The following is a 25,762-nucleotide window of genomic DNA, read 5'->3' on the forward strand; positions in this document are numbered from 1 at the left end:
AGCAATTCCTGGCGGTGTAGACCCGAGCAAAATCACGACCGGGGTCGTTGTTGACCCGGACGGAACCGTTCGCCATGTACCGACCAAGATCGTCGTCATTGACGGCAAGTACTATGCGAAAGTGAACAGCTTAACGAACAGTACGTATTCCGTCGTTTGGCATCCTCTGGCGTTTAAGGATGTCGCGCAGCACTGGGCGAAGGATGCGGTGAACGACATGGGCTCGCGGATGGTCATTAGCGGCATCGGCAATGACATGTTCAATCCCGATCAAGATATTACGCGCGCGGAGTTTGCTGCGATTATGGTTCGGGGATTGGGGCTGAAGCTGGAGAACGGTTCAAGTCCATTTGCGGACGTGAAGACAACGGACTGGTACAGCGGCGCGATTCAAACCGCTTATGCGTACAAGTTGATCAGCGGGTTTGAAGACGGCACCTTCCGCCCGATGGACAAGATCACGCGGGAGCAAGCGATGACGATCATCGCGAAAGCGATGGAAATAACCGGTCTTGGGGCGAGCCTTGGGGCCAAAGCAGCAGATGAGCTGCTGAGTCCCTTCGCCGATGCGAGCAACGCATCGGAGTGGGCGAAGAGCGGTATTGCCGACTGCTTGCAGGTCGGAATCGTCTCCGGCAGAAGCGGCACACAGCTTGCGCCAAAAGCGTATATTTCCAGAGCGGAGGTCGCGGCCATCGTGCAGAGACTTCTGCAAAAGTCTGAACTGATTTAATACACAGGTGTAAATTTCAGGGTTATTCAGCAAGCGGTCAAACAAACTGCTTGAGGGATAACCTTTTTTCATACTACCTGCTGCTATTCGCGAATCAGATCGCACTACGGGCCGAGGGCGGCGGACAGATTAATAGAAATGTCTGAACAAATGCAAATCAGGGTAGTCAGAACGCAATCAAGGGCAGTAGAACTGCTAATAAAAGGCTTGATTCTACGCGGTTTTTCGAATTTCATTTAATTAGGTATGATAAAGGCTATAGGAACAACTCCGATAATAAGGAAGTGCTAAACGGTCAATAACCCCCACTTAACTGATGTTTGAAGTGGCGGCTTGTGACTACCCAATCGTGCAAACGTCTTTCGACTCCGATCTTTGGCTGTTCATTAAGAACATGGTGTCACATCTACGGCGTGCTTTCGCTTACCGACGGGCAGATTGACGGCTGCCCTGCAAGCATAGTCATGCTATGCTTGCACCTTCTCCAAGGTATGCCTTTCCTTTGGCTAGAAGGTTCATCGCCGCTACTCGGTCATCGTTGCTCCGATAGCCGCATTTCTTGCAGCAAAAGCGATGCTTCTTCTTGTCTCGATTGGCCTTCCGCGTATGTTCGCAGCGGGGACATGCTTGCGAGGTATACCTTGGGTCAACTGCAATGACCCTAGCCCCTGCAAGCTGTGCCTTATACTCCACCATCTTGCGCAACTGGTGGAACGCCCACGATACCGGTACATAGCGGTCTTTGAGCCTGACCCGTTCGGTCGCGTTGCGCACGCCTGTTAAATCCTCCAGCACAAACAATGTATTCGCTCCATATCGGCTAACGAGTGCCTTGCTGACCTGATGGTCCACATCGGTCATCCAACGGTTTTCTCGCTGCCCCATTTGCTTGAGCTTGCGGCGGGCGGATGGCGTTTGCTTCTTCTGCAATTGCTGGCGTATTTGTTTGTATCTTGCTCGCTTTCGTTTAATCGCCCTTCCAGGAAAGAAGGCAGTTTTGCCCTGCGTGTCATAGGCTGTCGCGAGAAAGTTGATTCCCATGTCAATGCCTACAATCTGCGTCATCTCTTCCAACTGCGGCTCGGCGATCTCTTTGGACATCGGAATATGTAGAAACCACTTGTGATGCTTGCGGACTACCTTCGCGGTTCCGAACATCCAGGAACCATCGAAATATGCCTCCATCGCCTTCCTCTCAAAGGGAACCTTGATTCTCCCTTGCAGGGTGTTCACTGAAAACAAACCGGAGGTTAACGAATAGTCGCGATTCCATACGAGATCGTACTCCGGCTGCTTAAACTGAACTTGCGTCCAATCGTGGCCATTACTTCGATTGGTTTTGTATCTGGCGATGACGGTCTTCATAACCGATTGAGCCATCTGGGAACGGAGGCCTATGGTGCTGCGAAGCTTATTGTAGGTGATTAGATGCAGGGAAGGCTGCTTTAATTGTCTGGTGGTAAACACCACTGAAGATATGAGGTTGCAGCCTTTACGATAAGCAGAGATGGTTTCTAGCAACGCTTCCGCTTGAGCTTGGGTTGGCTTCATTTTTATTTTTGCAGTCACCGTTACGATCATATGTTCGCCTTCTTTCTATGCCAATTATAGCATACTTTAAAGGAGAGGAAGCATCCGAAAAAAGGCATTCAGGCTCATGCCTGACGCTCATTCCTCTCCGACTTATAGAAGATCGGAGTATCCTGCGCGATTTTTGATGAACATAGAAACGGTCATGCAAGAGCTTGAAGCGCTCGGCAAGGAACGAACCAAGAAGATTTACCAATCCAATGGAGCGCACGAACCGCTTTTCGGCGTGGCTACGGGCGAGATGAAGCCCATCGCCAAGAAAATCAAATTGAATCAACCTTTGGCGGAGCAGCTTTACGCCACGGGGAATTACGACGCCATGTACTTTGCCGGCATCATTGCAGACCCTGAAGCCATGACGGAAGCGGATTTCGAGCGTTGGATCGATGCGTCTTATTTTTACATGCTGTCCGATTTCGTGGTTGCGGTAACTTTAGCGGAAACGGATATCGCGCAGGAAGTCGCCGATAAATGGATCGCGAGCGGCGAAGAACTGAAAATGTCGGCGGGCTGGAGTTGTTACTGCTGGCTCATGGGCAACCGGCCGGACAGCGAATTCGACGAAAGCAAAATAGCCGATATGCTCGAGCTTGCGAAAAAGACGATTCACGACTCCCCCGAACGAGCGAAGTACGCGATGAATCATTTTATTTACACGGTGGGCGTATCCTATGTGCCGCTTCATGATCGGGCGATCGAGACCGCTAAGGCGGTAGGCCCGGTCGAAGTGAACAAGGACAAAACAAAAAGCAAGTTCCTGAATGCCTCCGATAATATTCAGAAGGCCATAGATAAAGGGCAAATCGGGTTCAAACGCTAACACGTAAGGTGCTAAAACGACAGCATTTTTTATCTGCCGCAGGATGGCCGGGAACCTACGCATTCACTTTGGGAAGCGAACCTGCGAAAGGCACGTTTACCGTAAAGTGACTTCTAGCCAATATGTTATAATTGATTCAGATAACCGATACTTATGTAACGGGAAGGTGATACATATGCATCAAATAAAAGATCTACAGAAGCTCATTAAGCTCACAGGTGATCGCGCTAAGCTAGATGCGAAAGCGAACGAGACATACATAGTCTACAAAACTGCAGAAGGTCAAATTGTAAAAGAATATAGTAACGGCACGGTTATTCCCGTTATCGGGCAGGATGTCCCTGATGCATGAGTTGGCACCCATTATGTATATTTTTGCCGGAAACAATGGAAGCGGCAAAAGTACCATCCGAAACCTATTCGTAACGGTCGAGATTTTTCAGTAGAAACAACATTGGCTGGTGGCAACGTTATTCGACTTATGCGGGATGCTAAGGCGAGCGGATTCGAAGTTACCATGTTTTATGTCGGTCTAGGCGATTATCATTTAAATATAGAGAGGGTTGCGGTTCGCGTACAGAATGGCGGACATCATATACCCACTGAAGATATTATAAGAAGGCATCAAACATCAATTCAAAATTTACTTTCTCATCTTCACTGGATTGATCATTTAATTGTGATTGATAATAGTCAATCACAAGGCGAGATAATATTAGGTGTAGACAACGGTACGATTACACATCGGTCGGAATTCATTCCTCAATGGGTTGAAAACATAATGCAGGGGCTAAAGCCATAACGGCACGAGAAGGAAAAAGTTGGATTTTGTCGAAAATTTATCCTCAGAGATATCACTTGAAGCGATACTGAGGAGAGTTTCGTATGATCGACAAAGTCATTCGCATCTTTAACATCATCAACGCCATTCAGGCGAATCCTGGCATTTCCGCGTCAGACGGAAACCGGATACCGTTTTATGGGCAAGTTCTTCCTCTATCCGCTTAACTTAACCGAGCAAGAAGCTCTCGTATTTTCATTACTCCCCTCCTTGCTAGATAGGGACAACATGCCCCCAGGCTTTGATACCGCATCATCGAAGATATCGCAAGCATCATTCAGATGGGTACGCCTGCGTATCGCAAAGAAAGCCCCAATTTTTTGCAACCGATCATTCAAGCGATCTTGGGACAAAAGACAATCGATACTGTCTATCACGCCCAATACCGAAATGAAACGACGCAGCGGAAAATAGACCCGTACTACCTCGTCCCCCGTGATCAACGATTTTATTTAATTGGGTATTGTCACTCTAAACAGAGTATACGTACGTTCAGGATCAGCCGGTTCCAGAAGGCGGAGGTTACAGATCAGGATTTCAATAAGAAACCGATTTGTAAGGATGCAGATTTAAAGCGTTATGAACAGCGTTACTAAAGTAATATTATGGCGCGTCTTATAGATTTCGCAGAACATGAGTCAATAAAAGAAGTGGAAATAATGAAGCCTAAAGTATTATAAAAAATGATCGAAATAGACTGTTTGTAGCCGTAAACAAACATAGAAAAGGTGCTGTAACCATGCCCGAATACAACAAACTTGTTCGAGATCTTATTCCCCAAGTGATCCAATCGAAAGGGCTTGAATGCCGCACGCGCATCCTTGATGAGGAAGAGTATACGAGAGAACTCAGAACCAAACTTAAAGAAGAATCGGAAGAGTTTTACGCCGCCAACAACCCGAAGGAAGCATTGGAAGAGCTCTCCGACATGATTGAGGTGATTCGTGCATTGACCGCCGTACATGGCGCCACATGGGAAGAACTTGAAGCGATGAGGATGAAAAAATTGGAAGCGCGAGGCGGCTTTCAGGAACGGGTGTATCTCATCGATGTCGACGATGCTTAATGTTAAGCTGATTACAGAAAATCTAGCAGACGAGCTAATTAACGGAATGCTGCATGCTTCCGGAATTTATATCATGACATCTTTTGTTATGCAATCTGGTGTGCGATTATTGGCGCCGCACTTAAAGGCGGCTATTAAACGAGGAGCCGAAGTGAAGGTTCTCGCCGGGGACTATCTGTTCGTTACGCAACCTGAAGGATTGCAAGCTTTACGAGATATAGATAGTCGCCTGGAGGCACGGTTATGGCGGAGTATGGGAACGTCCTTTCATCCAAAGGCCTATTTATTTGACTATGACAACGGTGAAGGCCTACTAATCGTCGGCTCCTCCAACTTCTCCATGTCTGCCATGAGGATGGGGATGGAATGGAACTTGGCGATGAATGCCAAAGTCGAACCATATACCTTCCAAGTAGCTCTAGAGAAGTTCATGCAGAACTTTTATCACGACTCTACGCTTCCGTTGAATGAACACACGATCTCTCTATATGATGAGGAGTATCGAACCTGCCATCGTAACAATCCGGAGTTAATTCGAATGATTACGGAGATAGAAGAAGAAGAGTACCGCACCGAAAACGCGGTAAATCCGGCAGAAGAGACGGTGCGTGACGACAAACGGACGCCGATTCTACCCAGGTTTGCTCAAATCGATGCACTGGATGCGCTAGAGAGAACGCTAGAAGAGGAATATGACAAAGCGATGGTAGTCATGGCTACCGGACTCGGGAAAACCTACCTTGCCGGATTCTTCGCTCAGCGGTTTGAACGAGTGCTATTCATTGCGCATCGTGAAGAAATTCTTAATCAAGCGAAGAGATCGTTCCAGTTCATTATGCCTGACAAAACCTATGGTATCTTCAACGGGGTGATGAAAGAGGGGGACGCCGAGTGTGTGTTCGCTTCGATCTATACGCTAGGAATGAAGAAGCATCGCGAGTCGTTCTCGCCGGATCGGTTCGACCTCATTGTGGTGGACGAATTCCATCATGCAGCCGCGATATCCTATCAATCGGTTATCGAATATTTTAAACCCAAATTTCTACTAGGAATAACGGCAACACCAGACCGGATGGATGGTAAAGATGTGTATGCCCTTTGCGACGGCAACGTCGCCTACCAGATTCATTTCCTCGAGGCCATCCGTCGTGGTTGGTTATCTCCATTCAGATACTTTGGTGTCTATGATGATACGGATTATTCATCCATCCGGTGGCTTGGATCACACTACGATGATGAACAGCTGACTGCTGCCCAGTTAAGTAAAACGCTGGCCGAGAAGATTTACGATGCATGGAACGGGCACAAGCAAACAAGAACGATTAGCTTTTGCTCCACCATTCGACAGGCGGATTTTTTGGCGAGCTATTTTCAAAATAAGGGAGTATCCGCGATCAGCCTACACTCTGGTGCAGTGGGAATTACAAGGGGAGATGCGATTAATTGCTTAGACAGTGGGGAATTAAAGATCATATTCACGGTGGATTTGTTCAATGAGGGAGTGGATATTCCTAGTGTGGATACCTTGCTCTTTGTACGTCCGACGGAGTCATTAACGGTATTCACGCAGCAGATTGGTCGGGGGCTACGGTTATCCGATGAGAAGTCTCACTGCACGATTATCGATTTAATAGGCAATTACAGAAATGCAGACGTAAAGCTGCGTTTATTCGCAAACGATGGGGATGCCAAGGGGACTGCTAAGGAATCGGTCATTCCGTCCGTACCTGTTGGATGCGAACTCCATCTGGAGACGGCTGTTATCAATCTTCTTGACGAATTAAGCAAGAAGAAGTTGCCTCATCGCGAACGGTTACACCGATCCTTCCTTGATCTAAAAAATGAGCTCGGACGTATCCCCTCGTATCTTGAGCTTCACCTATTCGGTAATTCGAACAGCTGGGAATATCGGAACGAATTCGGTTCGTATGTCGGTTTTCTTCATTGGGCCGAATGTTTAACGAAGGAAGAAGAGGAAGTTTATTATCGCAATGAGGCCTGGATCCGTGATGTCGAGAAGACGGTCATGAGCAAAAGCTATAAAATGATCGTTCTTCTCTATATGCTTGAACGCGGTCAAGAAAGCTGGACGGGGCCTGTTACTCCTCTAGAGGTAGCGCCTTTTTTTCACGGTTACCTGATGAATAAGGAATTCCGGAGGAGAATTGATTTCTCGGATAATGAGTCCAAACGGCTGTGGGAATATAGTGAGGTTGGGGTTAGCCAGCTAATAGAACGTATGCCGATGACAAAGTGGGGTTCAGCCAAAGGAAGTATGACGCGCTTCGAGGATGGTGTATTTGGCTTAAGGTTGGAGCTCGCCTTCGAGCATCGTTCCATTCTGTACCGCTGGACGAAAGAGATTTGCCTCTATAGGCTTCATCATCACTTTGAACGTAGGGAGCAAAAGCAGGGTCCTCTTCATTAATGAATTCCCAAGATTTTATGTCATTGTTGATGTTAGATATTTGCAATGAACATGCAACATCCCGCTCACAGCGAAAAGGTCAAGGATTGAAGTTGATGTAATATTGATGTTAAACATCTTCAGAAACGAGCAGAAACGAGCAGAAACGAGCCTTCCCAAACGGAAAGCCATTAGGGAAATGCCCGTCAAATCAAGGTTTCTGCGAATTGCTACAGATCAAATCGCAAGCCAGTATGAACCCTTATACGGGGCATGTGGAGACGGTAATATTGATGGTTCGTAATGATTGAGATGTGACAGTATCGCTCAAGTATTTTGATTTACTACAGAAACCCACTTTTGGGAAACTGGTAAGAAAATATTTGCATAATGGTAACGTACGCATGTTACAGAGATCTCGTGCAACAATTGTATTCTTGTTTTATGTAGAGGAGAGGTTGGACAACATAAATTAATGAATGACAATCTTCTGGGTCAAGTGCAATAATGCCTAGATCGAATAATTTATGATAGTTTGGTCAAAGAACCAGCATATTTGGAATGTCATAAGCGACAAACAGCCCTCATCATGAAAGCATGGTGTGGGCTGTTTGTCGCTTACTTTTCAAATAAAAGCAACTCTAGTAATAGAAGATCTTATTCATCATACTTTGCGTTAATTGACTTCAACGACTTATAGAGATTCATTTCCTTAATGGCTAACTGTTTTATTTCACGTTTCTTGTACTTTAAATCTAAAAGCCGAGAAATCGGGCGCGTAATAACATCCGATTCATTAATAATTATTTGTAAGATTGGTTGAGCTACTATCGTATATTGGGGTGACTGAAAATATTTGCGGAGAGTTTTAAGCGGCAAGTGTTCTGAGCGTAACTTGCTCTTGGAAGTATTGACGACATATTCGCCAGTATCTTTACGCTTAATTTTCAAATTATTGATAACAATAATATCCAGATCATCTTGATTATACTTAACAGATGCTATCTTGCAGGGGTTGTTCTTCATCTTTTTGGCTAGTGCAAAAACTATGGATTCATCGTTCGGAACTCTGTTCAGTTTTACAATAATTTTTGGGCCAGACTGAGTAACTTCTGTGCGCACAATTTTTATCATAGTTTACATCTCCCTTTAGGTGAATTAATATAAGACTAACACAGTGTTCTTTTTAGTGTCAAAATTATTTAAAATAATAGTTATATTATTTGATACTAAATAGATGGAGAGGAAAGAAATGAAAAAGTCAACAATGCTTAAATATTTGGAATATGCTTCGCTTTGCGAGTTGAAAGCTAAAGACTATAAGGTATTTCTGTTCATTATTTCTGATCTTATTGAATCAAATGAGATCAGAAATAACCAGAACACGACTGCTGAACATTTGGGAATAACCAAGTCTGATGTATCAAAGGCACTACGAAGACTTGAGAAAAATAAGATACTGAGTTTTTCGTGGGTATCCATAAGAAAGAAATTAATTACATTGGTTCCTTACGATGACGATGAACTAGATGAGTTAATATCAGAAAAGATCGAAGAGAATATTGATAGGGCAATTGATGATGACTGGGAGGACTGATTTAGTTACTACTCTTTCAAGAATTTGGTCGGCTTAGGGAATTGGGATCAAGAAATGACCGTTATCCTAGCAGAGGGGCGGTCATTTCCTTTTGTGGAATGAAAGTATAAGTACAACCAAAGTCGCGAATGAAATCATTAGCGTAATAAATATACCAAACACCCGTTCCCTGGCAAGTAATTGTCAGGGAACTTTGCTATTCTCGGAATAAAAGTTTAGCAAGATAATGTTGGATGCTGGCGAAAACATAGGATATTCGATCTAGTGATGACAGTGCCTAATTCGGGAATTCAAATGCCGCTATGCAGGACGTTGATTGAGACATTAGACGTCCACACCGTATCCTCGGGATCCAAATTTTCAAGCCGATCTAGAAGAACTTATTAGGTATAATTAATTTATTTGCGGCAAAATAGCGGCAATGATATAATGTTTTCCAAAGGGTGGTGATTTGCGTGTTTACGCCAAGATATATTATATCCGACCTAATAGCCCGCAGACTTATGGATGTACAACGTTCAAGTGCAGTTGTTGATTTGCTCCCATTACCTGCATCAATCCTCGATTTATTGAAGAAAGAGTCGATGGAAAAAACGGTTATTCTTTCAACCAAGATCGAAGGAAATACTCTCGATGAAGCAACAAAAAGAAAAGTCCTATACAAAGACAGCAATGATGATGAGGAACAGGAAGTTTACAATTTAATGAAAGCTTTGGAATACCTTGATGAAGCGGAAAGACGACAACTTCCGGTTACTGAGGAGTTGATCAAGAAGCTGCACGCTATCATCAGAATCGCTCATGGACGAAGACCCCGTATTAGCGAATATCGGGAGGAACAGAATCAAGTCGGAAGTCGAAATGCTTCCGGATTTTATCTGCCTCCTGAATGGAGTGATGTCTCTTCATTAATGGAGGATCTGGTTGCTTGGGTTAATTCCCCAGAAACTTATACGATTCCAATTCCGATAAAAGCAGGCATTTTTATGTGGCAGTTCTTGACGATCCATCCGTATTTGGATGGAAATGGCCGGACGGCACGTATGTTAACGACTTATCTTCTGCGCCGCGGCGGGTACGGCTTAAAAGGATTGTTCGTGCTGGAAAACTTCTATGATCGAAATTTGGCTGAATACTACCGCAGACTCCAATTAGGACTGCATCACAATTATTACTTCGGGAGAAATGAGGCGGAATTGACCCCGTGGCTTGAGTTTTTTGTCGATGGTCTGGCGGAAGTATTTCAAGAAGCTGCAACAATTGTGTCCGAAAAATCTAACCAGATGATGAAAGTTGAACCTGAGCTTATTCGAAAATTAGACGCTCAGCAGAGGATGATTTTTGCTCAACTAACCTTTAAACAAGATTCGATTACGACAAGTGAACTGAGGGAAGTTCTTCGTTTGTCGGATCGTTCCGTCAGAGAAAAAGTAAGTCGTTGGAGGGAAGAAGGGTTTATCGAACCACGCGATCAAGAGGCAATGAGAGTTAGATCTATCAAATTGACTGAAGAATATGAGCGCCTAGCCAAGGAGATTCGAAAATCGCCCGAAATGTTTCCGCATTTTATTAAGTGATCAGACCCAGTGCCACACAGGTACTGGGTCTGTTGCATCCTCGAATCAACTCAACCAGCAAATGTACGTTTTTCGATACGAGGTTAAAAACCGAATATATACACCACCCTGCGCTGACAACATAATTAAAAATGTAAAAGGTACCATCATCACATAGAAGAGGGGTAAACCATGAGTCGTTATTTGAAGGTAGCAAGATTGTTAACGCTTTCAATAGGTATTGGATTATTGCCGACTTTAGCCGCGTGTTCGAACAATAACAATCAAGAATCGGCGAGCTCAGCCAATAGTCCGTCCGCGTCGGCAAGTCCGTCCGCGTCGGAATCCGGCAATGCGGAAGAGCCGAAGGATCCGGTGAATCAGAAGTTCGACCCTCCGGTTACGATTACGACTGCCATCGTAGATGATGGTACTTCGAGGGGCAATGCGTTCAAGCCCGGCGAGTCGATGGAAGACAATGCGAACCTCCGCTGGATGAAAGACAATATGGGAATCAACGTGAAATTCGATTTTATCGTAACGAAACCGGAAGATTACGATACGAAGCTTCGCCTGCTGCTTCCCAGCGGCGGCAAGCTGCCTGATGCCTTCGCGGCGGGGAACGATCCGCTTCAGAGCTTGCTCGCGGCCGATAAACTGATGCCTCTGGACGAAGCGATCGAGAAATACGCGCATCCCGAGTATAAGAAGCTGTTGGAGACGTATGGTTACGCGCTGGGCGAAGTCAAGAAAGACGGCAAGATCTACGGGTTGCCCGCCTTCTTCATGGGCGACGAAGGCACGGTGATGTGGATTCGCAAAGACTGGCTTGACAATCTAGGCCTTCAACCGCCCGCAACGTTGGACGAATTCGAGAACGTGATGAAGCAATTCACGGAGAACGACCCCGATAAGAACGGTAAGAACGACACGATCGGTCTGGCCGTCCCGCTTAAAGAAGGGCCTTGGACTTGGATGGGTCAGACGGACGCGATCGTCTCCGCCCTCACTGATCAAATGATCAATACTTACGACGTGCGCTTGTTCTGGAACAAGGGCGCGGACGATAAGCTGAGCTATGGCGCGATCCATCCGGACGCCAAGCTGTATTTGCAGAAGATGAGAGATTGGATGAGCAAAGGCTACCTGGACAAAGAAGCCGGCATCAAGGATCCGGCCAAAGCTTCCGAATTGGCGGCTGGCGGTAAAGCCGGCATCATGTTCGGACCGTTCTGGATGGGAGATTGGCCGCTCGGAGACGCGACCAAGAACGATCCGAAAGCCGATTTCGAGCCGTATCCGCTTCCGGCCGGTCCGAACGGCTTAGTGGGACGCGCGGAGAAGCCGCTGACCCAGGGCTTCACGGTATTCAGAAAAGACTTCGAAAATATCGAAGCCTGGTTCGCGTACTTTAACAAAATATTCGCGAAAAAATTGGAGCTGGCAGGCGATCCGTACTTCGATGCGCGTTGGAAAGACGGTTACCACGAAGGGTACGATTACGTGAAATTCGACGGCAAAATCGTCAAGGGCAACTACGAAGCGGCAGGCGTCCCGGCAGACCAATGGCCGTTGAAAGACGGCGGAACGATTGACATTAGATTCATGATGACGAATATTCTCGGTAACTTTACGAGCATTCCGCACTCCAACGATGCGGCCATCAAGAAGTTTCTGGCCGATCCGAACGCCGAGCCCGTAACGGCCTTGGAATTCGACGTCAAGCAACTGAAGAAAAGACAGCTTGACGCCGCGGGCGTTCGGGTTAACCAAAGCGCCGCCGCCGATGGCAAAAACTATTTTACCGGTCCGATGACGCCGACGATGAAATCCAAAGGCGAATTGCTGAAGAAGCTCGCGACGGAAAGTTATCTCAAAATCATTTACGGCGAAAAATCGATCGAGTACTTCGACGAATTCGTCAAGCAATGGCTGGATAACGGCGGCCAGAAGATTACGGACGAAGTCAACGAATGGTACGCGAAAAACAAATAACGCGAGACGACAGCATGAATTGAAGACGGAGGAGAGGGCAGCCTTCGCTGCCAGCTCCTCCGTTTTTCCAATGAAAGGAAGGGTGCGAAGTGGCAACGTATTGGAGAAAAACTTGGCCGTTTCATATGCTATTGTTCCCGGCCTTGGCATTGGTCATCGTGTTTCAATATATTCCGTTGTTCGGGGCCGTCATCGCCTTCCAAGACTATGAGCCATGGCTTGGCATCAAGGGCTCGCCTTGGGTAGGCTTGGACCATTTCAAGTATCTATTCACGTACCCGGACGGCAAGCAGATCATATGGAACACGTTAATCATCGCCGCATTTAAGTTGATCATCAATTTATTCATCCCCATTATCTTCGCTCTATTGCTCAACGAAGTCAGGAAGATGCTTTTTAAGAGAGTCGTGCAGACGCTTGTTTATTTGCCGCACTTCTTGTCTTGGGTTATTCTGGGCGGCATTATGCTCGATATTCTGTCGACGGAGGGCGGAATCGTCAATCGCGTTCTTAATTCGCTCGGCATCGATAGCATCTTCTTCTTAGGCGACGGCCAATGGTTCCGGTTTACGGTCGTTCTGAGCGACGTGTGGAAGGAATTCGGCTTCTCCGCGATTATTTTCTTGGCTACTCTAGTAGGCATCAATCCGGCCCTATACGAAGCGGCCGAGATCGACGGGGCTTCCCGTTGGCAGCAAGTCAAATCGATCTCCGTTCCTCTTATTATGCCGATCGTCATCGTGGTCGCCACGTTGTCGCTCGGTCGGATTCTGGATGCCGGATTCGATCAAATTCTGAATTTGTATAACCCCCTCGTGTATTCGCACGGAGATATCATCGATACGTTCGTCTATCGGGAAGGATTGAACAACGGACAGTTCAGCTTCGGAACGGCGGTCGGACTTTTCAAATCGGCGATCGGCTTCGTCTTGATCGTGATCAGCTACAGAATGGCCTTCAAGTTAGCCAATTACCGGATTTTCTAAGGAGGACGACCATGCGCTACCGCTCTAGAGGGTACACCGTATTTACGATCTCGAACACGATCTTTCTTAGCCTGCTGGCGCTGATATGCGTTCTCCCTCTCCTTCACGTACTTTCGTTGTCATTCAGCTCGCGGGCTGCGGCAACGGCGAATATCGTCAATTTCTGGCCGGTCGGCTTTACGACGGATGCCTATGCGAAGACGCTCGGCAACGACATGTTCATCCGATCCTTGTGGATCGGCGTAGAGCGGACCGTGTTAGGCACGGTGGTATCGATGGCCGTCGTCACGATGGCCGCCTACAGCTTATCGAAATCAAGCCACAAATTCCCGGGCCGTCAATTTTACATTTGGATTTTCGTCTTTACGATGCTGTTCTCGGGCGGGCTGATCCCTTCTTATATCTTGATAAGCAAGCTGCACTTGATCGATAAAATATGGGCGTTGATATTGCCTTCGGCCGTCAGCGTATGGAACATGATTCTCATGCTCAATTTCTTCCGGACGATTCCGCAGGATTTGGAAGAGGCCGCTTATATCGATGGAGCCGGCCATCTGAGAGTGTTATGGAGCGTTTATTTGCCGGTATCGATGCCGTCCATCGCGACGTTGTCTTTGTTTACGATGGTGTTTCATTGGAATTCATGGTTCGACGGCGTGATCTATATGTCCAATCCGGACGGCTATCCTCTGGCTACTTATTTGCATTCCATGATTGTGAGTGACAATTTGTCTAGAGTCGGTGTAACATTGCAAAGTGTAGAGAACTTTTCCAACCGTACCGTCAAATCGGCGCAAATCTTTATCGGGGCGTTGCCTATTTTGCTCGTCTATCCTTTCTTGCAGAAGTATTTCGTTAAAGGAATCGTACTTGGCTCGGTGAAGTCCTAGAGGGATTTGGCCGGCATCCTAAATCCGATCGAATCGGGTGAGCTCCTATGTTCGGAATCAGACGCGGAACGGTCGGCAAAATGAATATTTTCACGAAAGTCATGATCGTGATCGTCCTGATGCTCATCCCGATCGTCGTCATGTATAATTCTTCGAATAAGACCAGCACTGGCGTCGTCGAACAAGAGCTGCTTCAGATCAACCTGAATCGGATCCGGTTTTTCGTGGAGCAGATGGACGTCGAGGCGGACCGGTTATGGAGAGCCGCCTTCGTCGTCGCGACCGACCCGGATGCGCTGCAGCTGCAGCTCCGGTCTTCCCCCGAACCCGACTATTCCCTATTGGCATCGAAGAGACTTCTGTTGCAGAAGCTGGATATGCAGTCAACCTCCTTCGAATGGGTGAACGATTTTACCGTCTATTCTCCGCTTTCGGATGTCGTCGTTTCTACGAATTTGAAGCAGAATTACGATGCGGATTACTTCAGGAACGCGAGCCAGCAACGTTGGGATTATCGCGTTATCGTGACGGACCGGGGACCGGAGAAAGCGTTCGTGCGGGATTTGATAACGCCTTTCGAGTCGGTTTCCAAACAGGGAGATCCGAATTTGTATGTCGAAGTCACGTTCACGTCGGATAATCTTGTGAAAATGCTCGAAAGGTTTATGCAGGGCAGCGTCGGACAGCCGTTCCTCTACCATCCGGGCTTTGATCCGATCGTGCCGCGGGAGATGGATCCCGAGTCGATTGGCGCCATGGCGGAGCAATTCGATAGCATCAAAGCGCAGAACGGGGCCGAAGGGGCTGTCAAGATCACCTTTCGGAATGAACCGTATCTTGTCAATTACGTTACCTCCAAGTCGCTGGGATGGTATTTGGTCGATTTCCAGCCGATGAAAAAGGTGCTTGAGCCCATCGATCACAGCAAGCGGATGTTCTATTACGCAGGCTTGCTATTGCTGGTTATGGGCGTCGTCTCCGCGGCGCTCTTGTACCGCAACGTGCAGAAACCGATCAACGATCTGATCCGCGCGGTGAAATCGCTCCGGCGGGGCGCTTACGATCATCGGATCAAGCGCAGGTCGAACAACGAGTTCCATTATTTGATCGAGCAGTTTAACCTGATGTCCGAGGATATCCAGACGCTGATAGACAAGGTGTACGCGGAGCAGCTCCACGCCAAGGAGTCGTCCCTCAAGCATCTGCAGGCGCAGATCAATCCGCACTTTCTGTATAATAACTTCGCCTATATCCAAAGCATGGCACAGCTTGAACGAACGAAAGCGATCGTCGCCTTCACGCAGCACTTGAGCCGGTATTATCGCTATACGACCCGGACGGAGCAACAATTGACTTCATTGGCCGAAGAAATGGAATTGATACGCAATTACTTGGAGATCCACCGGATGCAGTCCGAGCGGCTGCAATTCGATGAACATATCGAAGCTGGCGCGATGTCGTTGCTTATGCCCCGGCTGCTGCTTCAGCCGCTTGTCGAGAATGCGATCGTGCATGGAATGGAAGGCAAGAAGGGGAATTTCGAAATCGTCATCACCGGCACGCGGACAGAGGACGGCTGGGAACTCCTCGTGGAAGACAACGGCGTCGGCATGCATCCGGATGAATTGGAAGCATTAAGGCACTCCTTGCAGCTGCAATCGAGCGCGGATCGCAGCCTAGGGCTGAGGAACGTTCATCAACGTCTAAGGCATTACTTCGGACCCTCCTCGGGGCTTCTGATCGACCATTCCTCGTTAGGCGGACTTCGCGTGGGGTTGATGATTAAGGACGGAGGCGATTCCGATGTTTGAAGTTCTGATCGTAGACGATATCCCCTCTCAGGTTGACAGTATCGCCGCTACGATTCCGAAGGACGAGCTTGGAATCGGGCGTATTCATAAAGCATTCACGGGCGAAGAGGCTCTAAAGCTCTATCGGGAACAAAACATCCATATCGTCATTACGGATATACGGATGCCGGAGATGAACGGAATCGAGTTGATTCGGGAGATCCGCGAATTGGGCCGTAAAGTCAAAATCATCGTGATCTCGGGGTATGCCGATTTCGAATATGCGCAAAGCGTTGTCCCGTATAACACGTCCGGCTACTTAATGAAGCCGGTAAACCCCGATCAGCTTCGGGAGATGCTAGGCAAATTAGCCGAAGAATTGACCTCCGAAATGAAGCTGCAACGGCAGCAACAACGCGACGGATACGCCTTCCGGGAAAATCTGCCCACGCTGAAGAGCGAGCTCCTGAATCGTCTGCTGCACGATAACAGCATCCCGAACGCGGAGCTTGAACGGAAGCTTTTCCTCTTGGACATCCCTTTCTCCCTGCATCGGGAAGTCGGTTTGTTCATCGTGCGGCTGGAGGGCAGGCTGCAAGAATACGAAAGCATGGATAGAGAGCTTATCGAATATGCGGTCACGAATATGGCGGAAGAATTGTTTAGGGACTTCTTTCGCTTGTGGTTCTGCCGCGATCATAACGAATATCTCGTCTTTGTCGTGTCGGCCCGAGAAGCCGCGAAGATCGATCGGAATACGATGGACGCCCGGGTGGCTACGCTGAAGAACAAGGCGGAATCCCTCTTGAACGGCAGCGTGTCCATCGCGCTGGCCGTTAACGGGGTGAGCTTTCCCGAAGGCGTTCCCGGATTGTATCGATCGGTCATCGATGGGATGAAGCGGGTAGAAGAGGGGCGGCAAGGCCTATTTCTGCGGATCGCGGGCAATCTCGATCAGGTTCGGATCGGAACGCTGACATCGCTGTACCGGCCTCCTCTCCTCATTCATTTGCTCGATACGGGGAACTGGCAGCATGCGGAGGAAAAGTTAACCCAAATCTTCGATGAACTGAAAAGCGTGGACTATCCTCCCGAGCATGCCAATGAAGCGTATTTCGCCATTGCTAACGCCTATCAGTATATGGCGCACAAGAAAGGCAAGCTGCTCAGCGAGATCGGCGCGTCCTCGTTCGGTCTCATGCCGGCCGCTCCTTCTCTGAAGCGGTTGGAGAAGTGGGCCTTTTACCTCTTCCGACGTCTTAGAGAACAATCGGAGGATTCATCCGAGAAGCAGACGGGATTAGTGAACAAGGTCCATTCATTCGTCGAGCGCAACATGAACGACAATTTATCGCTGTCCACGCTTGCGGCGCACGTCGGTCTTCATCCCGCCTACTTATCGAGAGCCTACCGGGTAGAAACGGGAAACAATCTGAGCGACTATATTATGCGATACCGGATGGAATCGGCCGCGTATTTGCTGCGCAGCAGCGACAAAAAAATATACGAGATCGCCCAAATCATCGGTTATCAGGCAGTGCCGCATTTCATTAAGCTGTTTAAGGCATTTTCGAACATGACTCCCCAAGAATATCGCGATCGGAGATGAAGACGAATGAAAGATCGATTATTTACGATCATGACTAGGTTGACATCTCTTAACGAAGAGGAACAACAAGCCATAGTGAATGAGATCCATGTCGAGGAATATAAGAAAGGAACAGATCTCCTCAGACAAGGAGATCTTCCCACGAAATGTTATTTTGTCTTAAAGGGATGCGTACGTCAGTATTCGATTAACGAGAAGGGGAAAGAAGTCACATCGAATTTCTTCACGGAAGAGCAAGCCATTACCGTATTCAACGATCATAAACCGGATAAGTCATCCGAGTTCACCTTTACGTGTCTCGAAGATTCCGTATTGGTCGTGGGCGACCTAGATACCGAAAAGGACATGTATAACAAATACGGTCAATTGGAATCGATGACACGCAAGATGATCGAGGAAAACTTTGGTCAAGTACAAGATGAATTCGCTTCATTTATCGCATCTACGCCTGAAGAACGCTTCAAAGCACTATTACAGAATCGACCTTATTTAATCGCCCGCGTACCCCAGCATCAATTGGCGAGTTATCTTGGCATGACTCCGGAGTCATTAAGCAGAATCAAGAAACGGGTCCTGAAATAGATTTCCCTCCTCGAAACAACAACCATAACCCAAAGCCCAACTCTCCTGCGCTCATTGGCACGATAAATACATATTCCAGAAGGGTAATGATCCCATCGTATTGCGGAAGAATCGTACGAAATAGGTGAATGATCATATAGCCTATGGAAGCAATCAGCAACAAAACGCTAATGACTTTAGGTATGCTGTCTGATTGGAAAGCCAAATAGCCCACGATCAGCAGATGCCCGCCAAATATAATTAAACCCATAGACCAGATCGATTCAAAGGCTTCCAAACCAAGCATCGCATAGGCTTGAAGTTGATCGGTTGTAAATATGGATAAATAGTCTGATTTGCTCGAGAGAAGCGACACGACTAATAAGACCAGTATGGCAATTCCCAAGATTGCCGCATAGGTAAGACGGAACCATGCACCGAGCAAGGAGAGACTTTTACTCATTGGCTTCAGGAAGATATAGAAAGCCCAGGCGACCACGATGTCGCAGATCAGGATAACGACCCAACCTAAGATTTCGACTTTGAAAAGCATATGCGATGTCATGATGTTATGAAATGTGGCGCTGGCATCCCCGTGGACCACAAGGCTTCCATGGACAAAGCCATACGAGAAAAATGCGGCAAACGCCATGACGATAAGCGATATGCCGGCCGTTAAAGCCATTTTTCTCTGATCCGTTCGTTCTCTTACTAAGGTAATCATCGGATAATCTCCCCTAATATATGGTTTGATTCCATTGTAATACGCGGATGATGCCGGTTCATTGACTTAAATCAAGGGAGCCGTGTCGTTCTTCGATTCATGATAGAATAAGAAGGCGTTAAGGAGCGCTATTTCCGGTAATCATAAGAATATACGACGAAACATAGAACAGGATGGGATCGCTTGAACGCAAACGAAGTGAAAAACGAATTACCCCCCAATTACGAGCAGTTAAAAACAGCCGCGAACCGGACTTCCAATTGGAGAGAGCGTCTGAACGCGGTCGAAGAGCTTGGACAGTGGAAAAGCCAAAAAACGATCGACGTGCTCCTGCACCGAATGAATAACGATACCGTATATCGCATTAGAGAAGCCGCGTTCCGCAAGCTAGAGCAACTGGGCGAATCCGTGCAGTTGCCGGAAAGGCGCAAGGGAGACTTGATCGACGGACTGACGAAGACGTTGGTCCGAATCAAGAAAAGCTTGCCCAAGGATCATTCTTTCGAAGAGTTCAAGGTGAAATTGCAAAAGATGAGGCTCGATATCTACGATACGTACGAAGGAGAACTGGGCACGGGGTTCGAGAAGTGGCTGGAAGACAAGTGGGCCGCTCTAGTGACCAGATAGAACGGAATCGACGAAACATCTTGACATCGATGTATTAACGCATAGAATAAGAAGGATACGTCCGAAACAATAAAGTTCCAAGGAGTGAAGTTTTGAAAAAACAAAAGCCGATGTCCTTCGACGAGCTGTTGAAGGATTTACAAGGACAGAAGACGATTCAGGAAGATCCGAACCATATCTCGCTCGAGAAGCTGTTTAACGAGAAGTTCATGGGTAAACATTCCCGTTCCGCCAGTTTCGACGAGTTTATGGAGAAGGGGAATTTCCAAGCGAAGACCCGGGAAGAGATCAGCAACATCCTCGAGGAGTTGCTTGATCGGCATGTGGCTAGGGAGACCGATTTCAAAGATTGGAAATCCATGCTGGATGCCGCCAACAAGGAATATGCCTCGAAGGGTTAAAAATAATCAAATCTCAGACGATGACCGCGTAGCCTTTATGCTACGCGGTTTTTGTTTTTTCAATCCGGAGTTTTTCATTATTCTTTTATTCGAGTATCGTAAGCTTATCATGTGCAAACGAGGTACCCATACATCAGTCTAAAGGAGTTGCGTCATGACGTCCCTGGATCAGATAGGCAAAGTGGAGAGATATTCCGAAGAACGGCGGTTCGATTTCGACGAGGTGGCTTTCTCGCGGATCGTCGTGAACGATCGTCGGCTCGCCCGCGATATTAGATTCAAGTTGATGGAGGGAGCCGAGTTCTTCTCCCTGGCCCGCCAATATTCGGCCGACGAGTCCACCAGGCTTGCCGGAGGGTTCGTCGGAAAGATGCCAAGGACGCGGTTGCCGGCCGCCATCGCCGTGGAAGATTACGAGGAGTTTCCCGGATCGGTCTTCGGACCGTTAGAGGTCGATGGCCAATATCATATCGTCAAGATCGAAGAAATCTAAATAAATGCGACGATTTGCGAAAACCGCGAGCGGCTTACGGCTATGCGGTTTTTTCGCGTGGCGATTATCGAAATACCGCGAATAATGACGATAAAATAAGCCTTAAGACCGCCAAAAAACGCTATGATTCCGCCCCTTCTACTAATTTCCAATTTTTTCTGGCACAACACGGAGAATTCAGATATAACTATGGATGGAGGCTATTTCCGATACGAGAAGGGTGTTTATTTCTGATGAAATTTCGCACCAAATTATTCGCTGGCTTCGCGACGATTTTGATCTTGATAGTCGTGTTTTCCGTCATCGTTCTGAACATGTTTTTCAGCATGAATGAAGCCATGCACGGCATCGTGGACGAAAATTACTCCAAAGTGAAATTGGCCAATACCGTCCGTTCGGACATCAGCAGCATCAACATGGAGACGAACGAACTATTGCTCGATCTCCAGATGGACAGGCTCTGGGAAAGCACCAATAAAATCAACGACACGAAAAAGAAATTGAACGACAAGCTGGTCCGGCTCGAGCAAATGTTCGAAGACGAGTCGGAAGCGCGGACGCTCGTTCGGAACCTGCATCAACTTCATGATTCGTTCTTGCAAAGCACGGACGAGGCGCTCAAGCTGCTTCGCGATTATAAGCAGGAAGAAGCCGTCATATGGCATAACGAGAACACGGAGCCGATCCGGGTAGCTCTGTACGCGGACATCAAGAAGTTCAACGCCCTCCAGGAGCAAGAAATGGATACGGCATTGGCGAAGTCGACCGATACGTACGAATTCGTCATTCGTCTCATCGTCGGGGTTATCGCGTTTACGTTAATATGTTCGCTATTCGTCGCCGTCTGGGTATCCAGAAGCATCATCAGAAGCTTATTCAACATCGTCACGGTCATGAAACAAGCGTCCGCGGCGGATCGCAGCGACCGGTTGCCGCGAATCGAAGTCGCGACGAAGGACGAGATGGCCGGCATCGGACACGCCTACAACGTGATGGCCGAAGCGCTCGAAGAACAAGCGGTCTATCAGAAGCAAGCGAATTCGCGATTGCAGGAGCAGAATTGGAAGAAATCCAAGGTCGCCGAAATCACGGCCATGTATCAAGGGGTTCAGACGTTAACGGCACTCGCGAAAATCTTCATCAAGGCCGTCTCTCCCGCGATCGGGGCGAGCTACGGGGTCTTCTATAACCGGAAGGACGCGGAGGACGGCATCCCGCGGTTGACCAAAGGCGGCACCTACGCGGCCAACAACGAGACGGTCGGGACGGATAGCATCGCCTTCGGCGAAGGGCTAGCGGGGCAATGCGCCGAGGAGAACAAAACGATCGTGCTAAGCGCGCCACCCAAAGATTACGTCAGAATCGAATCCGGTCTCGGAGCGGCTTCCCCGGCGCAAATCGTCATCATGCCGGTGGCGTTCGAGAATCAGGTCGTCGCGGTCGTCGAGGTCGCGTCCTTGCAGCCTTTTACCCCGACCCAGCTGCAACTGCTGGAAGAACTGACCGAGCTGCTTGGCATCACGATCAAGACCGTATCCGGGCAAATGCAAGTCCAACGCTTGCTGAGCGAGTCCCAGATCATCACGGAAGAGCTGCAGACGCAGTCGGAGGAAATGCAGCTGCAGCAAGAAGAGCTTAAGTCGTTAAACGAACAGCTGCGCGACCAGATCGAAGCATCCGAGAGGAAGAGCGGGGAGCTGGAGAACATCAGAACCGTGCTCGAAGAGAAGAACGAACATATTTTGCTCGCCTCCGGCTATAAAACCGAGTTTCTGACGAACATGTCGCATGAGCTTAGAACGCCGTTGAACAGTCTCCTGATTTTGTCGCAGATGTTGGCGAGCAATAAAGAAGGCAATCTAAGTCCCAAGCAAGTGGAGTATTCGCAAACGATTTATTCGTCGGGCAAAGATCTTCTCGCCTTGATTAACGAGGTTCTCGATCTGTCGAAGATAGAAGCGGGGAAGCTGGAGCTCGTGTTCGACTGGGTCAAGCTGCACAAGTTCGTCGAATTCGTGCAACGCCAATTCGAACCGGTGGCAAGCGACAAGGGCCTGACGTTCGACGTGAATATAGACGAGGAAATCGCCGACTTGATGATCCATACGGACGAACAACGCTTGCAGCAGATTTTGCAGAATCTGCTATCCAACGCCTTTAAGTTCACGGCGGAAGGAAGCATTGCCATGGAAATGAGGATGGTCGCCAAGGAAGACGCGAGAGGGGCCGCTTTCGACTTCACGGGAGACGTCGTGCTCGCGATCGCCGTGTCGGACACGGGAATCGGTATTCCGAAGGAGAAGCAGGCGCTCATCTTCGAAGCGTTCCGCCAAGCGGACGGAACGACGAGCCGCAAATACGGGGGAACGGGCTTAGGGCTTTCCATCTGCCAGAAAATCGCTCAGCTGTTGAACGGGTCGATACGGATCGAGAGCGAGGAAGGCGTCGGAAGCACGTTCACCTTGTATATCCCGGTGCACAAGGTTCGCGGCGAGCTGCTCGCTCCTTCCGTTCAAGAAGCCGCGGCAACGCTCGAGCCTGGCAGCCCGGTCTTGGGCGAAAGCTCCAAGATCTCGCTAGAAGGCAAAAAAGTGCTTCTCGTCGACGACGATTTGCGTAACATTTACGCGCTGACGACGGCTTTGGAAGCTCATGGCCTTCATGTCGAATTCGCGGAGAACGGACAAGAGGGCATCCACCGGTTGCACGAGGACAGCGAGATCGACCTTGTCATCATGGACATCATGATGCCGAAGATGGACGGTTACGAGGCGATTCGGGAAATCCGCAAGCATTCGCGGTTCGAAAGCTTGCCGATTATCGCCCTGACGGCCAAAGCGATGAAGTACGACAGGGAAAAGTGCCTGGAAGCGGGCGCGAACGACTATATCAGCAAACCGATTCACTTGGATCAACTGTTGAGTTTAATTCGAGTTTGGTTATATAGGTAGGCGCACCCATGGCGATGAACAACGGTTCGTTAACGCTTGACGAAGATATCGAGAAGCTCGAAATCTCGTTGTTGCTGGAGGGCATATTCCGGCATTACGGTCAGGATTTCAGGAATTATTCCTACCCATCGATTCGAAGAAGGATCATCCACCGCATGCTGGGAGAAAATCTAAGCTCGATATTGGGACTGCTCGACAAAGTGCTTCACGATCGGAACGCGATGGACCGGTTGTTCGCCGATTTCTCGATCAACGTCACGGAAATGTTCAGGGAGCCGAGCTTTTTCCTGGCATTCCGCCGGAAAATCGTTCCCCTGATTCGGACCTATCCCGCGATCCGCATCTGGCATGCCGGTTGTTCGACCGGAGAAGAAGCGTATTCGATGGCGATTCTCCTGCATGAAGAAGGCTTGTACCACAAAACGATGCTGTACGCGACGGACATGAACGACAAGGTGCTGCGCCAAGCGGCCGGGCGGATGTTTCCGCTCGACAAGATGCAGCTCTACACGAGAAATTATTTGCAGGCAGGCGGAGAAGAGGCGTTCTCGAAGTATTATTCGGTTAACGAAGACGGGGTCGACTTCAAGCCTTTCTTGTCCGATAACATGATTTTCTCGCAGCATAATTTGGCAATCGATCATTCCTTTAACGAATTTCACGTCATCATCTGCAGGAACGTGCTGATTTACTTCAACGAAGCCCTGCAGCGGCGCGTTCTCCGGTTATTCAACGAAAGTCTCGTTCCTTCCGGTTATTTAGGCCTCGGCAACAAAGAAGGACTTCTTAGGACGCATGAGGTTTGCTTCGATGAGTTGGACTCGAAAGAAAAAATATATCGCAAAGCAGTCGAATCCGCAGAGCGAGGATTACCACCAACTTCGTAGAACGAGGGTAGGCCATGGAAACGAAGATCGATATTTTAATGGTTGACGACCGCCCCGAGAACCTGCTGACGCTCGAAGCCGCGCTTTCCTCTCCTGAATATAACCTGATCGGTTTGAAATCCGGAGAAGACGCGTTGCGTTATACGATGCGGGAGGATATGCAGAACGTCGCCGTCATTCTGCTCGATGTCCAGATGCCGGGAATGAGCGGCTTCGAAACGGCCAAGCTGATCAAAAACCGCGAGAAGACGAAGGATATTCCGATCATATTCATTACGGCGATCAACAAAACGGCGGACCACGTGCTTCAAGGCTACCGCGCCGGTTCGATCGATTATATGTTCAAGCCGTTCAACCCGGATATTCTGAAGATGAAGGTCGACGCATTCGCTCAGATGCACCGCTTCCATCAGAATCAATACGAATATTTGGAACGAATCGTTCGGGAACGAACGACGGAGCTCGTCATCGCCAACGAAGAGCGAATCGCGTGGGAGAAGGAAATGGCGAGGCTGGCCCGGCTCAATCTGATCGGCGAGATGGCGGCCGGCATCGCGCACGAAATCCGCAACCCGATGACGACGATACGGGGATTTCTGCAAATGTCGAAGAAAAACCGAAACATGACGATCGAGTACGTCGATATCATGCTTGAAGAACTGAACAGAGCCAACGGCATCATTACCGAATTTCTCTCATTGGCCAAGAACAAAACGACGTACATGAAGATCGCGAACCTGAACGACATCCTCTCTTCCATGGAGCCGCTCATTCAAGCGGAAGCTATGCTCTCGGGCAAGCACCTTCATGTTCACTATGGGCCGGGAGCCGATCTTCTGCTGGATGAAAAGGAAATCCGCCAGCTCGTTCTGAATTTGGCGATTAACGGCCTGGAAGCGATGTCGCCGGGCGGCGCACTGACGATCGGTACTCAGCGGGCGGGCAACGACGTTGTCTTGAATATAGAGGATCAGGGGTGCGGCATCCGGGAGGAATATTTGGAGAAGCTTGGAACGCCGTTCTTCACGACGAAGGAAACGGGGACGGGACTCGGCCTGGCCGTCTGTTACAGCATCGCCGCGCGGCACAAAGCCGCCATCGAAGTGACAAGCGGAAGCGCCGGGACGGCCTTTAGCATTAAATTCCGGATCGCCGGCGAGTAGGAGAACGTCCCCGACGCGATGAAGACTTCCGGTAATTTGCGGGGGTCTTCTATTTGCGTTGTCCATTGACGCCTT

The 25,762-nt window shown here is 48.5% G+C and carries 25 protein-coding genes; 22 read left to right on the top strand and 3 right to left on the bottom strand.

Features of this window, described 5'->3' with window-relative positions; translation table 11 throughout:
• A partial coding sequence (locus ACFPPD_RS21695) for an S-layer homology domain-containing protein (RefSeq protein WP_378083319.1) occupies positions 1-733 on the top strand: 733 nt, incomplete at its 5' end.
• Between the two features lie 462 nt (positions 734-1,195).
• Here ACFPPD_RS21695 and ACFPPD_RS21700 read toward each other — a convergent pair.
• Entirely contained in the window at positions 1,196-2,314 is a 1,119-nt protein-coding gene (locus ACFPPD_RS21700; RefSeq protein ID WP_209744413.1) for an RNA-guided endonuclease InsQ/TnpB family protein, read from the bottom strand.
• A 136-nt stretch (positions 2,315-2,450) separates the two neighbouring features.
• On the opposite strand from ACFPPD_RS21700, the gene ACFPPD_RS21705 reads away from it, so the two are divergent.
• From ACFPPD_RS21705 to ACFPPD_RS21735, 7 genes are all read left to right on the top strand, one after another.
• Entirely contained in the window at positions 2,451-3,143 is a 693-nt protein-coding gene (locus ACFPPD_RS21705; RefSeq protein ID WP_209744974.1) for a DNA alkylation repair protein, read from the top strand.
• Between the two features lie 175 nt (positions 3,144-3,318).
• On the top strand, positions 3,319-3,495 hold the full coding sequence (locus tag ACFPPD_RS21710; RefSeq protein WP_209744416.1) for a hypothetical protein: 177 nt from the start codon (positions 3,319-3,321) through the stop codon (positions 3,493-3,495).
• Positions 3,496-3,597: 102 nt separating this feature from the next.
• On the top strand, positions 3,598-3,945 hold the full coding sequence (locus ACFPPD_RS21715) for a hypothetical protein (RefSeq protein WP_378083322.1): 348 nt from the start codon (positions 3,598-3,600) through the stop codon (positions 3,943-3,945).
• A gap of 83 nt (positions 3,946-4,028) precedes the next feature.
• Entirely contained in the window at positions 4,029-4,151 is a 123-nt protein-coding gene (locus ACFPPD_RS21720; RefSeq protein ID WP_378083324.1) for a hypothetical protein, read from the top strand.
• A gap of 114 nt (positions 4,152-4,265) precedes the next feature.
• Positions 4,266-4,580, top strand: coding sequence for a helix-turn-helix transcriptional regulator (locus tag ACFPPD_RS21725; protein WP_378083327.1), 315 nt, complete (start codon positions 4,266-4,268; stop codon positions 4,578-4,580).
• Between the two features lie 143 nt (positions 4,581-4,723).
• Entirely contained in the window at positions 4,724-5,050 is a 327-nt protein-coding gene (locus ACFPPD_RS21730; protein ID WP_209744418.1) for a pyrophosphohydrolase domain-containing protein, read from the top strand.
• Complete coding sequence (locus ACFPPD_RS21735; RefSeq protein WP_209744977.1) at positions 5,043-7,478, top strand: DEAD/DEAH box helicase family protein; 2,436 nt, start codon at positions 5,043-5,045, stop codon at positions 7,476-7,478. The genes ACFPPD_RS21730 and ACFPPD_RS21735 overlap by 8 nt, the downstream gene beginning before the upstream one ends.
• A gap of 636 nt (positions 7,479-8,114) precedes the next feature.
• Here ACFPPD_RS21735 and ACFPPD_RS21740 read toward each other — a convergent pair.
• Positions 8,115-8,591, bottom strand: a complete 477-nt coding sequence (locus ACFPPD_RS21740; protein ID WP_209744421.1) for a hypothetical protein — start codon at positions 8,589-8,591, stop codon at positions 8,115-8,117.
• Positions 8,592-8,709: 118 nt separating this feature from the next.
• Between ACFPPD_RS21740 and ACFPPD_RS21745 the strand changes: the two genes are divergently transcribed.
• The 8 genes from ACFPPD_RS21745 (at position 8,710) to ACFPPD_RS21780 (ending at position 18,462) form a co-directional block, all read left to right on the top strand.
• Complete coding sequence (locus ACFPPD_RS21745; RefSeq protein WP_209744424.1) at positions 8,710-9,054, top strand: MarR family transcriptional regulator; 345 nt, start codon at positions 8,710-8,712, stop codon at positions 9,052-9,054.
• A 455-nt stretch (positions 9,055-9,509) separates the two neighbouring features.
• On the top strand, positions 9,510-10,631 hold the full coding sequence (locus tag ACFPPD_RS21750) for a Fic family protein (protein WP_209744427.1): 1,122 nt from the start codon (positions 9,510-9,512) through the stop codon (positions 10,629-10,631).
• Positions 10,632-10,802: 171 nt separating this feature from the next.
• Positions 10,803-12,605: a type 2 periplasmic-binding domain-containing protein gene (locus tag ACFPPD_RS21755; protein WP_209744430.1), complete on the top strand. Its 1,803-nt coding sequence runs from the start codon at positions 10,803-10,805 to the stop codon at positions 12,603-12,605.
• Positions 12,606-12,730: 125 nt separating this feature from the next.
• Positions 12,731-13,591, top strand: a complete 861-nt coding sequence (locus ACFPPD_RS21760; protein ID WP_209744980.1) for an ABC transporter permease — start codon at positions 12,731-12,733, stop codon at positions 13,589-13,591.
• An 11-nt stretch (positions 13,592-13,602) separates the two neighbouring features.
• Positions 13,603-14,481 carry a carbohydrate ABC transporter permease gene (locus tag ACFPPD_RS21765; RefSeq protein ID WP_209744432.1) on the top strand — a complete coding sequence of 293 codons (879 nt, stop codon included), beginning with the start codon at positions 13,603-13,605 and terminating at the stop codon, positions 14,479-14,481.
• A 47-nt stretch (positions 14,482-14,528) separates the two neighbouring features.
• Positions 14,529-16,292, top strand: coding sequence for a sensor histidine kinase (locus ACFPPD_RS21770; protein ID WP_209744435.1), 1,764 nt, complete (start codon positions 14,529-14,531; stop codon positions 16,290-16,292).
• Positions 16,285-17,880, top strand: a complete 1,596-nt coding sequence (locus ACFPPD_RS21775; protein WP_209744437.1) for a response regulator transcription factor — start codon at positions 16,285-16,287, stop codon at positions 17,878-17,880. Before ACFPPD_RS21770 ends, ACFPPD_RS21775 begins: the two co-directional genes overlap by 8 nt.
• A 6-nt stretch (positions 17,881-17,886) precedes the next feature.
• Positions 17,887-18,462 (top strand): Crp/Fnr family transcriptional regulator, encoded by a 576-nt coding sequence (locus tag ACFPPD_RS21780; protein WP_209744440.1) that lies wholly within the window; start codon positions 17,887-17,889, stop codon positions 18,460-18,462.
• Here ACFPPD_RS21780 and ACFPPD_RS21785 read toward each other — a convergent pair.
• Positions 18,440-19,165 carry a DUF4386 domain-containing protein gene (locus ACFPPD_RS21785; RefSeq protein WP_209744445.1) on the bottom strand — a complete coding sequence of 242 codons (726 nt, stop codon included), beginning with the start codon at positions 19,163-19,165 and terminating at the stop codon, positions 18,440-18,442. The two genes, ACFPPD_RS21780 and ACFPPD_RS21785, sit on opposite strands and share 23 nt — an antisense overlap.
• Before the next feature lie 183 nt (positions 19,166-19,348).
• Here ACFPPD_RS21785 and ACFPPD_RS21790 point away from each other — a divergent pair, with 183 nt between their 5' ends.
• From ACFPPD_RS21790 to ACFPPD_RS21815, 6 genes are all read left to right on the top strand, one after another.
• Positions 19,349-19,792 carry a HEAT repeat domain-containing protein gene (locus ACFPPD_RS21790; protein ID WP_209744448.1) on the top strand — a complete coding sequence of 148 codons (444 nt, stop codon included), beginning with the start codon at positions 19,349-19,351 and terminating at the stop codon, positions 19,790-19,792.
• Between the two features lie 110 nt (positions 19,793-19,902).
• Positions 19,903-20,193, top strand: a complete 291-nt coding sequence (locus ACFPPD_RS21795) for a hypothetical protein (protein ID WP_209744983.1) — start codon at positions 19,903-19,905, stop codon at positions 20,191-20,193.
• Positions 20,194-20,347: 154 nt separating this feature from the next.
• Positions 20,348-20,686 (top strand): peptidylprolyl isomerase, encoded by a 339-nt coding sequence (locus tag ACFPPD_RS21800; RefSeq protein WP_209744452.1) that lies wholly within the window; start codon positions 20,348-20,350, stop codon positions 20,684-20,686.
• 233 nt (positions 20,687-20,919) lie between these two features.
• Positions 20,920-23,637: a response regulator gene (locus ACFPPD_RS21805; RefSeq protein ID WP_209744455.1), complete on the top strand. Its 2,718-nt coding sequence runs from the start codon at positions 20,920-20,922 to the stop codon at positions 23,635-23,637.
• A gap of 14 nt (positions 23,638-23,651) precedes the next feature.
• Entirely contained in the window at positions 23,652-24,524 is an 873-nt protein-coding gene (locus ACFPPD_RS21810) for a CheR family methyltransferase (protein ID WP_209744986.1), read from the top strand.
• Positions 24,525-24,538: 14 nt separating this feature from the next.
• Positions 24,539-25,687: a response regulator gene (locus ACFPPD_RS21815; protein WP_209744458.1), complete on the top strand. Its 1,149-nt coding sequence runs from the start codon at positions 24,539-24,541 to the stop codon at positions 25,685-25,687.
• Positions 25,688-25,762: the final 75 nt, after the last annotated feature.

The sequence above is a fragment of the Cohnella suwonensis genome, from assembly GCF_042655365.1.
In the GTDB taxonomy this organism is placed as follows: Bacteria; Bacillota; Bacilli; order Paenibacillales; family Paenibacillaceae; genus Cohnella; species Cohnella suwonensis.

Coding starts and splice junctions, on each gene's coding strand:
- ACFPPD_RS21700 (WP_209744413.1), bottom strand. CDS start 2,314: ATGATCGTAACGGTGACTGCAAAAATAAAAATGAAGCCAACCCAAGCT.
- ACFPPD_RS21705 (WP_209744974.1), top strand. CDS start 2,451: ATGAACATAGAAACGGTCATGCAAGAGCTTGAAGCGCTCGGCAAGGAA.
- ACFPPD_RS21710 (WP_209744416.1), top strand. CDS start 3,319: ATGCATCAAATAAAAGATCTACAGAAGCTCATTAAGCTCACAGGTGAT.
- ACFPPD_RS21720 (WP_378083324.1), top strand. CDS start 4,029: ATGATCGACAAAGTCATTCGCATCTTTAACATCATCAACGCCATTCAG.
- ACFPPD_RS21725 (WP_378083327.1), top strand. CDS start 4,266: ATGGGTACGCCTGCGTATCGCAAAGAAAGCCCCAATTTTTTGCAACCG.
- ACFPPD_RS21730 (WP_209744418.1), top strand. CDS start 4,724: ATGCCCGAATACAACAAACTTGTTCGAGATCTTATTCCCCAAGTGATC.
- ACFPPD_RS21735 (WP_209744977.1), top strand. CDS start 5,043: ATGCTTAATGTTAAGCTGATTACAGAAAATCTAGCAGACGAGCTAATT.
- ACFPPD_RS21740 (WP_209744421.1), bottom strand. CDS start 8,591: ATGATAAAAATTGTGCGCACAGAAGTTACTCAGTCTGGCCCAAAAATT.
- ACFPPD_RS21745 (WP_209744424.1), top strand. CDS start 8,710: ATGAAAAAGTCAACAATGCTTAAATATTTGGAATATGCTTCGCTTTGC.
- ACFPPD_RS21755 (WP_209744430.1), top strand. CDS start 10,803: ATGAGTCGTTATTTGAAGGTAGCAAGATTGTTAACGCTTTCAATAGGT.
- ACFPPD_RS21760 (WP_209744980.1), top strand. CDS start 12,731: ATGCTATTGTTCCCGGCCTTGGCATTGGTCATCGTGTTTCAATATATT.
- ACFPPD_RS21765 (WP_209744432.1), top strand. CDS start 13,603: ATGCGCTACCGCTCTAGAGGGTACACCGTATTTACGATCTCGAACACG.
- ACFPPD_RS21770 (WP_209744435.1), top strand. CDS start 14,529: ATGTTCGGAATCAGACGCGGAACGGTCGGCAAAATGAATATTTTCACG.
- ACFPPD_RS21775 (WP_209744437.1), top strand. CDS start 16,285: ATGTTTGAAGTTCTGATCGTAGACGATATCCCCTCTCAGGTTGACAGT.
- ACFPPD_RS21780 (WP_209744440.1), top strand. CDS start 17,887: ATGAAAGATCGATTATTTACGATCATGACTAGGTTGACATCTCTTAAC.
- ACFPPD_RS21785 (WP_209744445.1), bottom strand. CDS start 19,165: ATGATTACCTTAGTAAGAGAACGAACGGATCAGAGAAAAATGGCTTTA.
- ACFPPD_RS21795 (WP_209744983.1), top strand. CDS start 19,903: ATGTCCTTCGACGAGCTGTTGAAGGATTTACAAGGACAGAAGACGATT.
- ACFPPD_RS21800 (WP_209744452.1), top strand. CDS start 20,348: ATGACGTCCCTGGATCAGATAGGCAAAGTGGAGAGATATTCCGAAGAA.
- ACFPPD_RS21805 (WP_209744455.1), top strand. CDS start 20,920: ATGAAATTTCGCACCAAATTATTCGCTGGCTTCGCGACGATTTTGATC.
- ACFPPD_RS21810 (WP_209744986.1), top strand. CDS start 23,652: ATGAACAACGGTTCGTTAACGCTTGACGAAGATATCGAGAAGCTCGAA.
- ACFPPD_RS21815 (WP_209744458.1), top strand. CDS start 24,539: ATGGAAACGAAGATCGATATTTTAATGGTTGACGACCGCCCCGAGAAC.